The organism is Citrobacter freundii complex sp. CFNIH9, assembly GCF_002903305.1.
Taxonomy (GTDB): Bacteria; Pseudomonadota; Gammaproteobacteria; order Enterobacterales; family Enterobacteriaceae; genus Citrobacter; species Citrobacter portucalensis.
The window spans coordinates 880513-895851 of sequence record NZ_CP026238.1 but is presented as its reverse complement, the minus strand read 5'-3'; the positions used below and the strand labels follow the sequence as shown (position 1 = coordinate 895851).

Here is a 15339-nt window from a genome sequence, read left to right as displayed (position 1 = left end):
AATCCGTAGGCCTGATAAGCGCAGCGCCATCAGGCATTTTTGCGGGGACCCTTGCCGGATGTCGGCGTTGCCTTATCCGGCCTACAGGTCATATTTATCGTGCAACCCAACCCAGGGTCCGCTCCGCCAGCGCATCGCGCGCAGGGGTGAATAATTCCATCGCCATCAACCCGACATTGCGCCCAACAACCAGCGGGGCCCAGTGATTGGCAAACAAATACACTAAATTGTTGGTCACACCAATCGTCGTCTCGCGATCGCGCTCGCGGCGCTGCTGATAGCGTGCCAGCACCGCATAATCACCCACATCTTCCGCGCCGTTCTGCGCCTGCGTCAACGTCTCAGCAAGGCTCATTACATCGCGCAGGCCAAGGTTGAAACCTTGCCCGGCAATGGGATGCAGCGTCTGGGCGGCGTTCCCTACCAGCACGGTACGATGGGTAATCGCTTTCAGCGCCGTAGTTAACGAAAGCGGATAAGCGCTGCGTTTACCAGCCTGGGTAATACGTCCCAGTCGCCAGCCAAAAGCGGTTTGCAGTTCACGGCAAAACTGTTCGTCGGACCAGGCCATGATCTCATCACGCTGCTCCAGCGGATGGCACCACACCAGCGAGCAGCGACCGTCAGACATTGGCAGCATTGCCAGCGGGCCATATTGCGTGAAGCGTTCAAACGCTCGCCCGTCGTGCCGTACAGAGGTTGTGACGTTGGCAATCACCGCCAGTTGCTCATAAGGCTGTTGCAGCCAGTCAACACCGCAGGCAGTCGCCAGTGCGGAACGCGTGCCGTCAGCAGCCACCAGCAGGCGACCGGTAATCATCTCGCCATTCTCCAGCGTCACTTCAACGCGCTCCTGCGTGCGCGACACGCTGGCTACGCGGTCGGGGCAGTGCAATGTGACGCCCGGTGCTTTGCGCAGCAGCGCAAACAGACGCAGCCCGACGTCGTGCAGTTCTACCACCTGACCCAGAGCCGGAATACGGTATTCCTGCGCATCCAGCGTCACAAATCCGGCATGGCCGCGATCGCTGACGTGAACCGTTTTAATGGCCGTTGCGCAATCGGCAATCGCCTGCCATACACCAATTCGCGCCAGCTGTTGGCAGGTTCCTGCCGCCAGCGCGATCGCCCGGGCGTCAAACCCAGGATGACGGTCAGTTTCAGGTTCGCTCGCTTCTATCAGATGAACTGGCAGCGTCCCATGACTGAGCTGGGAAATGGCCAGCGCCAGCGTCGCACCGACCATACCACCACCAACGATAATCACGCTCATTGCAGTCGCGCCGCAGCCATTAAGGCTTCAATGTCATCAGCTTTCTTCACTACGCTGGCGGTCAGGTTTTCATTGCCGTCCTCGGTGATGAGGATGTCATCCTCAATACGAATGCCGATACCACGATAAGCCGGCGGTACATCTGCATCCGGCGCGATATATAGTCCCGGTTCGACGGTGAGTACCATTCCCGGCTCAAGAATACGTGAGCGGTCCTGACCATAAACGCCGACGTCGTGCACATCCAGACCCAGCCAGTGACTTAGGCCATGCATAAAGAATGGGCGGTGCGCATTTTCGGTAATCAACTGATCGACATCACCGTGCAGAATGCCAAGCTTCACCAGACCCGTAATCATGATGCGCACCACTTCGCCAGTGACTTCCTGAATGGACGTTCCGGGACGATACAGACGCAGGCTGGTCTCTAAGGATTCCAGTACGATATCGTAGATTTCACGCTGTGCTGGGGTAAATTTACCGTTTACCGGGAAGGTACGCGTAATGTCACCCGCATAGCCTTTGTATTCGCATCCAGCGTCGATTAGCACCAGATCGCCATCGCGCATTTCACTTTCATTTTCGGTGTAATGCAGGATACAGCCGTTTTCACCGCTGCCGACAATCGTGTTATAGGACGGATAACGCGCGCCATGACGGGTAAATTCATGGTGAATCTCCCCTTCTAACTGGTATTCAAACATTCCCGGACGGCATTTTTCCATCGCGCGGGTATGCGCCAGTGCGGTGATTTCTCCGGCACGACGCATGACCGCAATTTCTTCCGGTGATTTGAACAGGCGCATTTCATGCACCATCGGACGCCAGTCGATAATCGCGGCAGGCGCGTGCAGATTTTGTCTGGAGCCTTTGCGCAGTTTATCCAGCGCCGTGCACACAATCTCGTCGGCCCAGGCATACTCGCCCTGGGCGTGGTATACCGCGTCCAAACCATTGAGCAGTAAATACAGCTGTTGGTTGATTTCACTGAAGGCCAGCGCCCGGTCAACGCCAAGTTTTGCCGGGGCAGCATCCTGGCCCAGACGGCGGCCAAACCAGATTTCCGCTGTCAGATCGCGAACCCGATTGAACAAAACGCTGTGGTTATGAGTGTCATCACTTTTAATCAGCACCAGCACGGCTTCAGGTTCGTTAAAACCGGTGAAGTACCAGAAATCACTGCTTTGGCGGTAGGGGTATTCACTGTCCGCGCTACGCGTCGCTTCCGGTGCGGCAAAAATCAGCGCGGCGCTGCCGGGCTGCATTTGTGCCAGTAAAGCCTGGCGACGACGCTGGAATTCTTGCTGAGATATCTCGCTCATCACACTCTCCTTTGCGTTTCGTTCTTAGTGCAGAGTCGGTTTACGTACTTCCGGCGCGGTCGGCTGCTGACGCGTAAACGTGTCATGGCACAGCAAGGCGGCTACGCGCACGTATTCGATGATCTCTTCGAGCGACATTTCCAGCTCTTCCTGATCTTCGTCTTCGTCATATCCCAATTGAGCGATATTGCGCAGGTCGTCAATCGCTTCCCCGGTTTCGCCGGTCACTTTGTCGAGCTTCGGCTGCGTGACGCCAAGGCCCAGTAAAAAGTGGTTTACCCATCCCGCCAGCGCATCGGCGCGATCGAACACGCTGATGTCATCCCCTTCAGGCAGATAAAGCTGAAAAAGGAAGCCGTCGTCTTCGAGGGCATCACTGGTGGCTGAGTGCATTTTCAGCAGCGCCTGAGCCAGCTCGTGACCAAAGGCCAGACCTTCGTTCGTCAGGTCGTGCAGCAGCGGCTGCCATGAGCTGTCGTTGTTTCCGCCGCAAATCATTCCGCTTATCAAGCCGTGCATTTCGGCCGGGGTTAATCCAGCCCCTTGTTGGTTCAAAAACTGGCTAACTTCGTTGTAACCAGGCATTTCGTTCTGTATAGACATAAGCATTCGTCATCAAAGGGAGGAATATTCATGGTATGCTACCACTTTGGACCCTGGTGGACCAGAAAAGGGCTTGTATCTTGATACCAGGGTAGCTATAGTGTCGCCCCTTCGCGGACCCACGGTCTGGAGACGAAGGCAGCGCAGTCAATCAGCAGGAAGGTGGCATGTCTGCACAACCCGTCGATATCCAAATATTTGGCCGTTCACTGCGAGTGAATTGCCCGCCTGAACAAAGGGATGCGTTGAATCAGGCTGCGGACGATCTCAATCAGCGATTGCAAGATCTGAAAGTTCGCACTAGAGTCACAAATACTGAGCAGTTGGTTTTCATCGCCGCGTTGAACATCAGCTATGAATTAACTCAGGAAAAAGCGAAGACGCGTGAGTACGCGGCGAGCATGGAACAACGTATTCGGATGCTACAACAGACCATCGAACAGGCGTTGCTTGATCAGGGTCGCATAACCGAAAAAACGGGCCAAAACTTTGAATAACACTTTTCGGTTTACTGTGGTAGAGTGACCGTGAAGACAAAATTTCTCTGAGATGTTTGCAAGCGGGCCAGTCCCCTGAGCCGATATTTCATACCACAAGAATGTGGCGCTCCACGGTTGGTGAGCATGCTCGGCCCGTCCGAGAAGCCTTAAAACTGTGACGACGCATTCACCTTGAACCAAGGGTTCAAGGGTTACAGCCTGCGGCGGCATCTCGGAGATTCCCTTCTACCTGGCAACAGCCATGACATTACTTTCTGAACTCCCTTTATCCCGGCAAGAAATCCGTCAACTGATTCGGCAGCGTCGTCGCGCGCTTACTTCCGAACAGCAACGACAATACGGTCAGCAAGCCGCGACCCGAATGCTCAGTTATCCCCCTGTTGTACTCGCTCATACCGTGGCGGTATTCCTCTCGTTCGATGGCGAACTCGATACCCAGCCGCTAATAGATCAGCTGTGGCGAGCAGGCAAGCGCGTCTATCTTCCAGTTCTTCACCCCTTCAGCCCTGGCAACCTGCTGTTCCTGCACTATCATCCGCACAGCGACCTGGTAACCAATCGCTTAAAGATCCAGGAACCACGGCTTGATGTACGTGACGTATTGCCGCTCTCACAGCTGGATGTACTGATCACGCCGTTAGTGGCGTTTGATGAGGTCGGGCAACGCCTGGGTATGGGCGGCGGATTTTACGATCGAACGCTTCAAAACTGGCAGCAGCATAAGATCCAGCCCGTAGGCTACGCGCACGATTGTCAGCGAGTGGAAAAGCTGCCTGTCGAAGAATGGGATATCCCGCTGCCTGCGGTGGTGACGCCGTCCAAAATCTGGGAGTGGTAGCCGTTTTTTGCCGATTGCGGCAAGGCTCGAAAAGAGAATGTATGCGTTACAGAAAGAGATTTTGAGGCCGGGAAATCAGAGGAAAGATGGGCAGGTCAACCGCCTGCCCATGTAGAGGAAATCAGTACAGCAGACGAGCGCGAATGGTTCCCGGAAGGGCTTTCATCGCCAGCAGCGCTTTCTCTGCCACATCTTCATCCGCTTCAATATCAATAACCACATAACCTACCTGTGCGGAAGTCTGCAGATACTGCGCGGCAATGTTGACGCCCTGCTCGGCAAAAATCTGGTTCAGCGCAGTCAGTACGCCCGGACGGTTTTCGTGAATGTGCATCAGACGACGACCGCCGTGCAGCGGCAGCGAAACTTCCGGGAAGTTAACAGCAGACAGCGTAGAGCCGTTGTCGGAATACTTGGTCAGTTTCCCAGCCACTTCCAGACCGATGTTTTCCTGTGCTTCCAGCGTTGAACCACCAATGTGCGGCGTCAGGATCACGTTGTCGAAATCACACAGCGGCGAAGTGAAAGGATCGCTGTTGGTTGCCGGCTCGGTTGGGAATACGTCGATTGCTGCCCCTGCCAGGTGCTTGGTCGCTAACGCGTCGCACAGCGCAGGAATATCAACAACTGTACCGCGTGCGGCGTTAATCAGCAGCGCGCCTGGTTTCATCAACGCAATCTCACGCGCACCCATCAGATTTTTGGTGGAGGCATTTTCCGGTACGTGCAAACTGACCACGTCGCTCATATTGAGCAGGTCGGAAAGATGCTGCACCTGCGTGGCGTTGCCGAGCGGGAGTTTATTTTCAATATCATAGAAATAGACGTGCATCCCCAGCGATTCCGCCAGAATGCCTAGCTGAGTACCAATGTGGCCGTAGCCGATGATCCCCAGTTTTTTGCCACGCGCTTCAAACGAGCCGGTAGCCAGTTTATTCCACACGCCGCGGTGTGCTTTGGCGTTTGCTTCGGGTACGCCGCGTAGCAGCAGCAGCAGTTCGCCAATCACCAGTTCTGCAACGGAACGCGTGTTTGAGAATGGTGCGTTAAACACGGGGATACCGCGCTTTGCCGCAGCGCTGAGATCAACCTGGTTGGTGCCGATACAGAAGCAGCCAATCGCGACCAGTTTCTCTGCGGCGTCAATCACATCTTCAGTCAGATGGGTACGGGATCGCAGGCCAATGAAGTGGGCATCACGGATGGACTCTTTCAGTTGTTCAGTGTCCAGAGCGCCTTTATGAAACTCGATGTTGGTATAACCTGCTGCACGAAGGCTTTCGAGCGCTTTTTGATGCACGCCTTCAACCAGCAGAAATTTAATCTTATCTTTCTCCAGTGATACCTTTGCCATTTCCCCGACCCTGTCTTTTTTTGTTCAAACTGATGTGTTGTGTGTGGGATTTTCATCCGTCTCTTCAACATATCAAAAAATAATATTGCGGCAATATGAACGTTTGCGTCGCCGTGCTGAAGAAATGTCATTCAGAGAGAAATGTCAGAGGAAAATACTGGCGATAACTTTTTCTTTGGAGAGATCGGCAGGACAATATTATAAACGTGACACAAGTCACCAAATTTGCCCTGCCAAAATTTTTTTAACGGGAGAAGACACTCCCGTCAGATCATTTTACGATAGTTTTCACGCCGTCTGGTGTACCGATCAGCGCGACATCCGCACCACGGTTGGCAAACAGACCGACGGTTACCACGCCCGGAATCGCATTGATGGCGTTTTCCATCGCGATGGCATCGAGGATCTCCAGACCGTGTACATCAAGGATCACGTTACCATTGTCCGTCACTACGCCCTGACGGTATTCAGGACGACCGCCCAGCTTCACCAACTGGCGAGCCACAGCGCTGCGCGCCATTGGGATCACTTCAACCGGCAGCGGGAAGTTACCGAGGATATCGACTTCTTTGGACGCGTCGGCAATGCAGATAAATTTCTTCGCCACGGAAGCAATAATTTTTTCACGGGTCAACGCTGCGCCGCCGCCCTTGATCATCTGCATGTGGCCGTTGATTTCATCCGCACCGTCAACGTATACGCCGAGGCTGTCCACTTCGTTAAGATCGAACACGTGGATACCGAGGCTTTTGAGTTTTTCGGTTGAAGCGTCCGAACTGGACACCGCACCTTCAATCTGACCTTTCATTGTGCCCAGCGCATCAATAAAGTGTGCGGCTGTTGAACCTGTACCTACGCCCACAATGGTACCGGGCTGTACATACTGAAGTGCCGCCCATCCTACTGCTTTTTTCAGTTCATCCTGCGTCATGATCGTTTCGCCTGTGGTGTGAATATGGTGGGAAAATTCACGCGCATTATAGAACATTGTGCAGAAAAATGTCCCCACACCCGCTCGCAAGCGGCGGATTTCGTCTTTACCCAACCTAAATTTGTGTCATAGTGCAGAACAAGCAAAATTTTCAGGAGTGCGTCAAAGCAATGAAACGTCCGGACTACAGAACACTACAAGCACTGGATGCGGTTATTCGTGAACGAGGATTTGAGCGCGCGGCGCAAAAGCTGTGCATCACGCAATCCGCGGTTTCACAGCGCATAAAACAGCTTGAGAATATGTTCGGACAACCGCTGCTGGTGCGTACCGTACCACCACGCCCAACCGAACAGGGGCAGAAACTACTGGCGCTTTTGCGTCAGGTTGAACTGCTGGAAGACGAGTGGCTGGGTGATGAACAAACCGGCTCGACGCCACTGCTGCTCTCACTGGCGGTGAACGCCGACAGTCTGGCGACCTGGTTGCTTCCGGCGCTGGCTCCGGTACTGGCAAATTCGCCGATTCGGCTGAACCTGCAGGTTGAGGATGAAACCCGAACTCAGGAACGTCTGCGTCGTGGTGAAGTGGTCGGTGCGGTGAGTATTCAACATCAGGCGCTGCCAAGCTGTCTGGTGGATAAACTCGGCGCGCTGGACTACCTGTTTGTTGGTTCGAAACCTTTCGCCGAGCGTTATTTCCCTAACGGCGTCACCCGCTCTGCCCTGCTGAAAGCCCCGGCGGTAGCGTTTGACCATCTTGATGATATGCACCAGGCGTTCCTGCAACAAAACTTCGACCTGCCGCCAGGCAGCGTGCCGTGCCATATCGTTAACTCGTCTGAAGCCTTCGTTCAACTGGCGCGTCAGGGAACGACCTGCTGCATGATCCCCCACTTGCAGATTGAGAAAGAACTGGAAAGCGGCGAGCTTATCGACTTAACACCGGGCCTATTCCAGCGCCGGATGCTGTACTGGCACCGTTTTGCACCGGAAAGTCGCATGATGCGCAACGTCACCGATGCGCTGCTGGCCTATGGTCACAACGTACTGCGTCAGGATTAAACCTCTCATAACCTCAGAGTGCCGGATGGTGGCGTAACGCCCTATCCGGCCGACAAGCCTTTTCCCCTCTTTTCATGCTATTCCCGCCACGTCTTTGAAATAAATCACAAAATCAAACACGCCACGCGGCAAAAAACGACGCCCTGTTGGCTATTTTTTGCTGGCGACAAGCCAAATGAAAAAGCTCACCGTATTCGCAAAGATTCAACTTATTGCGTAATACGGAGCAAAAAATGGCAAACGTGCAGGAGTGGCAAACACTCGCCAATAAAGAACTCAGTCGACGGGAAAAAACCGTCGAGTCGCTGGAAAGACAGACGGCGGAAGGGATTGCCATCAAGCCGCTGTACACCGAAGCGGACCTCGATAATCTGGAAGTCACGGGCACCCTTCCCGGCCTGCCGCCTTACGTGCGTGGCCCGCGCGCCACCATGTATACCGCGCAGCCGTGGACCATTCGTCAATACGCTGGTTTCTCTACCGCCAAAGAGTCCAACGCCTTTTACCGCCGCAACCTCGCCGCCGGGCAAAAAGGGCTTTCCGTCGCCTTTGACCTTGCCACCCATCGTGGCTATGACTCTGACAACCCGCGCGTGGCAGGTGACGTCGGTAAAGCAGGCGTGGCGATCGATACCGTCGAAGATATGAAGATACTGTTCGACCAGATCCCGCTGGATAAGATGTCAGTATCGATGACCATGAACGGCGCGGTTCTGCCGGTGCTGGCGTTTTATATCGTCACTGCAGAAGAACAAGGCGTAACGCCGGAACAACTCACCGGGACCATTCAGAACGATATTCTGAAAGAGTACCTGTGCCGCAACACCTACATTTATCCCCCAAAACCTTCGATGCGCATTATCGCCGACATCATCGCCTGGTGCTCCGGCAACATGCCGCGCTTTAATACCATCAGCATCAGCGGCTATCACATGGGTGAAGCCGGAGCGAACTGCGTGCAGCAGGTAGCGTTTACGCTGGCAGACGGTATTGAATACATCAAAGCTGCACTCTCCGCCGGACTGAAAATTGATGACTTCGCCCCGCGCCTGTCGTTCTTCTTCGGCATCGGCATGGATCTGTTTATGAACGTCGCCATGCTGCGCGCAGCGCGCTATTTGTGGAGCGAAGCGGTCAGCAGTTTTGGCGCGACCAACCCGAAATCTCTTGCTCTGCGTACCCACTGCCAGACGTCTGGCTGGAGCCTGACCGAGCAGGATCCATATAACAACGTGGTACGAACCACTATTGAAGCACTCGGCGCTACGCTTGGCGGTACCCAGTCGCTGCATACCAACGCCTTTGATGAAGCGCTCGGTCTGCCCACCGATTTCTCCGCCCGTATTGCGCGTAATACGCAAATCATCATTCAGGAAGAATCAGAGATCTGCCGCACCGTTGATCCGCTGGCCGGATCGTATTACGTCGAGTCACTCACCGATCAAATTGTGAAGCAGGCACGCACGATCATCAAACAGATTGACGAGGCAGGCGGCATGGCGAAAGCGATCGAAGCCGGGCTCCCTAAACGGATGATCGAAGAAGCTTCCGCGCGTGAACAGTCGCTGATCGACCAGGGTAAGCGCGTTATCGTCGGCGTCAATAAGTACAAACTGGATAAAGAAGACGAGACGTCGGTACTGGAGATCGACAACGTGAAGGTGCGCAACGAGCAGATTGCCTCGCTGAAACATATCCGCACCACCCGCGACAACGATGCCGTTAAAGCCGCGCTCACGGCACTGACCCACGCCGCGCAGCATAATGAAAACCTGCTGGCTGCTGCCGTCAACGCCGCCCGTGTTCGCGCCACGCTGGGTGAAATCTCCGACGCGCTGGAAGTCGCTTTTGATCGGTATCTGGTTCCCAGCCACTGCGTCACCGGCGTGATTGCGCAAAGCTATCATCAGTCAGACAAATCCGCCGATGAGTTCGATACCATCGTTGCGCAAACCGAACAGTTCCTCGCGGAAAATGGCCGCCGCCCGCGTATTCTGATCGCCAAGATGGGCCAGGACGGCCACGATCGCGGCGCGAAGGTAATCGCCAGCGCCTATTCCGATCTCGGTTTCGATGTCGATCTCAGCCCGATGTTCTCCACTCCGGAAGAGATCGCCCGTCTGGCGGTAGAAAACGATGTGCATGTAATAGGCGCATCGTCACTGGCGGCGGGCCATAAAACGCTGATCCCGGAACTGGTCACCGCACTCAAAAAATGGGGGCGTGAAGATATCTGCGTGGTAGCAGGAGGCGTTATTCCGCCACAGGATTACGCCTTCCTGCACGAACATGGCGTGGCAGCCATTTATGGCCCCGGCACGCCAATGCTCGACAGCGTCCGCGATGTGTTAACCCGTATCAGTCAGCATCATGATTAACGCCGCCACGCTTGAAGATACCGTCCGCCGTTTGCGACTCGGCGAACGGGCTACGCTCGCCCAGGCAATGACGCTGGTCGAAAGCAACCACCCGCGCCACCAGCCGCTGAGTACGCAATTGCTGGACGCGATAATGCCGTTCACCGGTAACGCCCTGCGTTTGGGGATCACCGGTACGCCGGGCGCGGGCAAAAGCACTTTCCTGGAAGCATTCGGCATGTTGCTCATCCACCACGGATTACGGGTGGCGGTGATCGCCGTCGATCCCAGCAGCCCGGTCAGCGGCGGCAGCATTCTTGGCGATAAAACCCGCATGACGGAGCTGGCCCGCGCCGAATCTGCGTTTATTCGCCCGGTCCCTTCCTGCGGTCATTTAGGCGGTGCCAGCCAGCGTGCCCGCGAATTAATGCTGCTGTGCGAAGCGGCTGGCTTTGACGCGGTGATTGTAGAAACCGTCGGCGTTGGGCAGTCAGAAACCGAAGTCGCAGGCATGGTGGATTGCTTTATCTCACTGCAAATCGCTGGCGGTGGCGACGATTTACAGGGCATCAAAAAAGGCCTGATGGAAATGGCGGATCTGGTCGTCATCAATAAGGACGACGGTGATAACCATACCAGCGTTGCCATTGCCCGCCATATGTACGAGTCCGCCCTGCATATTCTGCGCCGCAAATATGACGAGTGGCAGCCGCGGGTTCTGACCTGTAGCGCCCTGGAAAAACGCGGTATCGAGGAGGTTTGGCAGGCGATAACCGACTTTAAAACGTGCCTGACCGCCAGCGGTCGACTGGAAAAAGTTCGCCAGCAGCAGGCGGTGGACTGGTTACACCAGCAGGCTGAAGAAGAAGCCCTGCATCTGCTGTTTGCGCGGACTGATTTCGACCGCTATTTCCAGCAGACGCTTCAGGCCGTCAAAAACAATGATCTTTCGCCGCGCACCGGTCTGCGGCACATCAGCGAATTTATTCAGCATCATTACTTTCAATAAAGAGAACATTATGTCTTATCAATACGTCAACGTGGTCATCATCCAGAAAGTCGCGGTTATTGAGTTCAATTACGCCCGCAAGCTCAATGCCCTGAGTAAAGTGTTTATTGACGATCTGATGCAGGCGCTGAGCGATCTCAATCGTGCAGACATTCGCTGCATCATTCTGCGCGCTCCAAGCGGGGCCAAAGTGTTTTCTGCCGGGCATGATATTCATGAACTCCCGACCGGACGTCGCGATCCGCTCTCTTATGACGATCCGCTGCGTCAGATAACCCGTATGATCCAAAAATACCCGAAGCCGGTGATCTCCATGGTCGAAGGCAGCGTCTGGGGCGGCGCGTTTGAGATGATCATGAGTTCCGATCTGATCATTGCAGCCAGTACCTCCACTTTCTCGATGACCCCGGTCAACCTCGGTGTGCCGTATAACCTGGTGGGCATCCACAACCTGACCCGCGACGCTGGTTTTCACATCGTGAAAGAGCTGATTTTTACCGCTTCGCCCATCACCGCACAACGCGCCATGGCGGTCGGGATCCTTAACCATGTCGTGCCCGTCGAGGAACTGGAAGATTTCACTCTGCAAATGGCGCACCACATCTCGGAAAAAGCGCCGCTGGCCATCGCCGTCATCAAAGAAGAACTGCGCGTGCTGGGTGAAGCGCACACCATGAATTCTGATGAGTTCGAGCGTATTCAGGGCATGCGCCGCGCGGTGTACGACAGCGAGGATTATCAGGAAGGGATGAACGCGTTTATGGAAAAACGTAAACCAAATTTTGTTGGCCATTAATCACGTCCGAGGAAGGAGACGGCCATGAAACGGATGAGCGCCGAACAGGCGGCAGAAATTATCCAGCACGATGATATGGTGGCGTTTAGCGGCTTTACCCCTGCGGGTTCACCCAAAGCGTTACCCAGCGCAATTGCCCAACGCGCCTGCGAACGGCATCAGAACGGGCAGCCTTTTCAGATCCGCCTGCTGACCGGAGCATCAATTGGCGCCGCCGCTGATGATGTTCTATCCGCGGCGGATGCCGTTTCCTGGCGTGCGCCTTATCAAACGTCAACGGGCCTGCGCGAGAAAATTAATCAGGGCCAGGTGAGGTTTGTCGATCTCCATTTGAGTGAAGTGGCGCAAATGGTTAATTACGGCTTTTTTGGCGAGATCGATGTTGCCGTCATTGAAGCCTCCGCCATCGCGCCAGATGGCCGGATTTGGCTTTCCAGCGGTATTGGCAATGCACCCACCTGGCTGCTGCGGGCGAAAAAGGTGATTATCGAGCTGAATCATTACCATAATCCGCGTGTGGCGGAGTTTGCCGACATCGTGATACCCGGTGCACCACCACGGCGTAACAGCGTACCCATTTTTCATACCATGGATCGCGTAGGCAGCCAGTGCGTGCAGATAGACCCCAAAAAGGTGGTCGCGGTGGTAGAAACCGAACTGCCCGATGCCGGAAATGCGGCGGATAAAACCAATCCGGTCAGCCAGCAAATTGCCGATAACGTCGTCACTTTTTTGCTGGCAGAAATGGCGCACAAACGTATTCCAGCTGAGTTTCTGCCCTTACAAAGCGGCGTGGGCAATATCAACAACGCGGTAATGGCGCGACTGGGCGAGAACCCGGATATCCCGCCCTTTATGATGTATTCGGAGGTGTTGCAGGAGTCGGTGGTGCATCTGCTGGAAACGGGCAAGATAACAGGTGCCAGCGCCTCCAGCCTGACCATTTCAGCCCCGTCGCTAAAGAAGATTTACGACAACATGGACTTCTTCGCCAGCCGGATTGTGCTGCGCCCGCAGGAGATCTCCAATAACCCGGAGATCATCCGTCGGCTGGGGGTTATTGCGCTCAACGTCGGTCTGGAGTTTGATATCTACGGCCATGCCAATTCCACGCACGTTGCGGGGGTGAACCTGATGAATGGCATCGGCGGCAGCGGGGATTTCGAGCGCAACGCCTACCTGTCTATCTTTATGGCGCCGTCGATTGCCAAAGGCGGGAAAATCTCCACCATCGTACCGATGTGCAGCCATGTCGACCACAGCGAACATAGCGTTAAAGTGATCGTGACCGAACAAGGGATTGCCGATCTGCGTGGGCTATCTCCGATGCAGCGGGCGCACACGATTATCGATAACTGTGCGCACCCTCTTTACCGGGATTATCTGCACCGCTATCTGGAGAAAGCGCCCGGCGGGCATATCCATCACGATCTCAGCCATGCATTCGATCTGCATCGCAACCTTCTCGAGACTGGATCGATGCTCGGCTAACTTGCGCTACCGTCACGATCTTCAGCAATATGCTGGAGCATAGTGGCGGTATAGCGATGATTTTTCAGCGAATAGAGAAACTCCTGCATATACATGGGGCTGCCGGGCGCATCGAAATACTTTAGCGTCGACGGGTTCACCAGCCGCCAGGCGAAATGAGGGATCACCGTCAAAAACTGTCCGCGCTCTACCGCGCTGATCTTGGCCATAAAGCTGTACGGACGGTAGATAATCGTCGGGTTGATCCCGCAGGGCCGCATGTATGCATCCAGCATCGCCTCAAAATTGGCGCGATTCTGGAAGCGCATTTGCAGCCAGGGCAGCTCGCGCAGCAGATCCTGCGGCTGTTTTTCTTCGTAGCGCCGGGAAACGAGAAACCCCAGACGCAGCGGAGGCAGCTCGCTAATCGCCAGATTCTCCAGTTCCTGGACGCGGGGGGAAACGTGCTGCGGCGAGATAATAAAATCCAGTTTGCGATCGAACAGGTTATCAATAACCCCATTCTCGCTGAATTCAACGGCCTGAGCCGTCACGCCGTCATACTTGTCACCAAGGCTAATCAACTGGTCAAAAATAATCGTTGGGTAGGTATTGTCGATACCGATGACGATTTCCCGCGAGCGGCGAGAGGCGTTATGGATTTCGTTATCAATGGCAGAAAGGCGCTGATAAACGGGAAACAGCTTCTGATACAGCTCCTGTCCGGCTTTATTCAGGCTGATGTTGTTATCCTTGCGGGTAAACAGCGTATAGCCGATTTGATCTTCCAGTGCGGCAATGCTTTTACCGAAAGGCGATGCAGTCATATGTATTTTTTCTGCCGCTCTGGCAATGTTATTGGTTTGCGCCAGCAGAATGAAATTACGCATCTTTTTCGAGATAAAAATATCCATAGCGTCCCCTTAAAAATCGCTATGGCCTATCCTCATTACGGCGAAAAAAAAGACTGGATGTGGGGTCTCATTTTTACAGTTGCTCACAGAAAAAACCCGGCTGGAAAGCCGGGTCTGCAATGATTACTGGGTTTTGGCTGGCGTTGCTGCTGGTTGCCCCGCCGTCGGCTCAATCTGGAAGACCACATCAACCTGATCGTCAAACTGAATAACCGGCTGTTCGTAGGTTTCCTGAGCGGATGTCGCAGGCGCTGCATCTGCTTTCATCATCCGTACCATCGGGCTCGGTTGATAATTGGAAACGTGGTAACGCACGCTGTAAACGGGCCCCAGTTTGCTGTTAAAGCCCGCAGCTAACTGCTCAGCCTGATGAATAGCATCATCAATTGCTGCTTTACGCGCTTTATCTTTGTAAGTATCCGGCTGGGCAACGCCAAGCGATACCGAACGGATCTCATTCAGACCGGCCTTCAGTGCACCATCGAGCAGCGCATTGAGTTTGTCCAACTGACGCAGCGTGACCTCAACGGTACGTACCGCACGATAGCCTTTAAGGACGCTTTTACCATTCTGGTAGTCGTAGTCCGGCTGGGTGCGCAGGTTTGCCGCGCTAATATCTTTCTTCGCTATCTGGTTCTGTTCAAGGAAGGACAGATATTGCGCCACGCGCTCATCAGCCTGCTTCTTCGCTGAAGCCGCATCCTTTGCAGCTACGTTCACTTCAATCGCCAGAGTAGCGATGTCTGGTGTCGCATCCACGCTTGCCGTTCCGGAAGTCACGATGTGCGGTCCATTTGGCAACTCATTTGCCTGTACCGATAGTGCGCTGAATCCGACTAATGCCGCCAGGGCCATTATTTTGAACTTCACGGTCGTTCCTCCATGTTTCATTAATTACCCCGAAACTC

The 15339-nt window shown here is 54.5% G+C and carries 14 protein-coding genes and 1 other RNA gene; 8 read left to right on the top strand and 7 right to left on the bottom strand.

All coding sequences use genetic code 11. The features are described 5' to 3' along the window. Positions 1–94: 94 nt before the first annotated feature. Genes ubiH through C2U43_RS04520 form a run of 3 tightly spaced genes read right to left on the bottom strand, consistent with a single transcriptional unit; the run spans position 95 to position 3198 of the window. Positions 95–1273, bottom strand: a complete 1179-nt coding sequence (ubiH, locus tag C2U43_RS04530; RefSeq protein WP_103284741.1) for a 2-octaprenyl-6-methoxyphenyl hydroxylase — start codon at positions 1271–1273, stop codon at positions 95–97. After that, the gene (gene pepP / locus C2U43_RS04525) at positions 1270–2595 is read right to left on the bottom strand and encodes a Xaa-Pro aminopeptidase (RefSeq protein WP_048215582.1); all 1326 of its coding nucleotides are present in this window, start codon (positions 2593–2595) and stop codon (positions 1270–1272) included. Before pepP ends, ubiH begins: the two co-directional genes overlap by 4 nt. A gap of 24 nt (positions 2596–2619) precedes the next feature. Next, positions 2620–3198, bottom strand: coding sequence for a YecA/YgfB family protein (locus tag C2U43_RS04520; protein ID WP_158654524.1), 579 nt, complete (start codon positions 3196–3198; stop codon positions 2620–2622). Between the two features lie 167 nt (positions 3199–3365). Here C2U43_RS04520 and zapA point away from each other — a divergent pair, with 167 nt between their 5' ends. The 3 genes from zapA (at position 3366) to C2U43_RS04500 (ending at position 4536) form a co-directional block, all read left to right on the top strand. Further along, a complete protein-coding gene (gene zapA, locus C2U43_RS04510) occupies positions 3366–3695 on the top strand; it encodes a cell division protein ZapA (protein WP_003026980.1) in 330 nt (109 codons plus the stop codon). Positions 3696–3736: 41 nt separating this feature from the next. Then, a non-coding RNA gene (gene ssrS / locus C2U43_RS04505) (6S RNA) lies at positions 3737–3920 on the top strand. A gap of 19 nt (positions 3921–3939) precedes the next feature. Next, complete coding sequence (locus tag C2U43_RS04500; RefSeq protein WP_003825482.1) at positions 3940–4536, top strand: 5-formyltetrahydrofolate cyclo-ligase; 597 nt, start codon at positions 3940–3942, stop codon at positions 4534–4536. Positions 4537–4657: 121 nt separating this feature from the next. Here C2U43_RS04500 and serA read toward each other — a convergent pair whose 3' ends face one another. Continuing rightward, complete coding sequence (serA, locus tag C2U43_RS04495) at positions 4658–5890, bottom strand: phosphoglycerate dehydrogenase (protein ID WP_003825480.1); 1233 nt, start codon at positions 5888–5890, stop codon at positions 4658–4660. 271 nt (positions 5891–6161) lie between these two features. Beyond that, positions 6162–6821 (bottom strand): ribose-5-phosphate isomerase RpiA, encoded by a 660-nt coding sequence (gene rpiA / locus C2U43_RS04490; RefSeq protein WP_003825479.1) that lies wholly within the window; start codon positions 6819–6821, stop codon positions 6162–6164. Positions 6822–6991: 170 nt separating this feature from the next. Between rpiA and argP the strand changes: the two genes are divergently transcribed. The 5 genes from argP to C2U43_RS04465 all read left to right on the top strand — a co-directional run bounded on the left by argP (position 6992) and on the right by C2U43_RS04465 (position 13538). Continuing rightward, complete coding sequence (gene argP, locus C2U43_RS04485; RefSeq protein WP_003825477.1) at positions 6992–7885, top strand: DNA-binding transcriptional regulator ArgP; 894 nt, start codon at positions 6992–6994, stop codon at positions 7883–7885. Between the two features lie 233 nt (positions 7886–8118). Further along, on the top strand, positions 8119–10263 hold the full coding sequence (scpA, locus tag C2U43_RS04480) for a methylmalonyl-CoA mutase (protein ID WP_103284739.1): 2145 nt from the start codon (positions 8119–8121) through the stop codon (positions 10261–10263). Then, the gene (gene meaB / locus C2U43_RS04475; protein WP_103284738.1) at positions 10256–11251 is read left to right on the top strand and encodes a methylmalonyl Co-A mutase-associated GTPase MeaB; all 996 of its coding nucleotides are present in this window, start codon (positions 10256–10258) and stop codon (positions 11249–11251) included. The genes scpA and meaB overlap by 8 nt, the downstream gene beginning before the upstream one ends. Positions 11252–11261: 10 nt before the next feature. Then, positions 11262–12047 carry a methylmalonyl-CoA decarboxylase gene (gene scpB, locus C2U43_RS04470; RefSeq protein ID WP_008785757.1) on the top strand — a complete coding sequence of 262 codons (786 nt, stop codon included), beginning with the start codon at positions 11262–11264 and terminating at the stop codon, positions 12045–12047. A 24-nt stretch (positions 12048–12071) separates the two neighbouring features. Beyond that, positions 12072–13538, top strand: coding sequence for an acetyl-CoA hydrolase/transferase family protein (locus C2U43_RS04465; protein ID WP_103284737.1), 1467 nt, complete (start codon positions 12072–12074; stop codon positions 13536–13538). Here the strand turns inward: C2U43_RS04465 and srsR are convergent. Together srsR and C2U43_RS04455 are read right to left on the bottom strand one after the other, a co-directional pair. Then, on the bottom strand, positions 13535–14431 hold the full coding sequence (srsR, locus tag C2U43_RS04460) for a LysR family transcriptional regulator SrsR (RefSeq protein WP_003026999.1): 897 nt from the start codon (positions 14429–14431) through the stop codon (positions 13535–13537). The genes C2U43_RS04465 and srsR overlap by 4 nt on opposite strands. A gap of 123 nt (positions 14432–14554) precedes the next feature. Then, positions 14555–15301 carry an oxidative stress defense protein gene (locus C2U43_RS04455; RefSeq protein WP_003825465.1) on the bottom strand — a complete coding sequence of 249 codons (747 nt, stop codon included), beginning with the start codon at positions 15299–15301 and terminating at the stop codon, positions 14555–14557. Positions 15302–15339 lie beyond the last annotated feature (38 nt).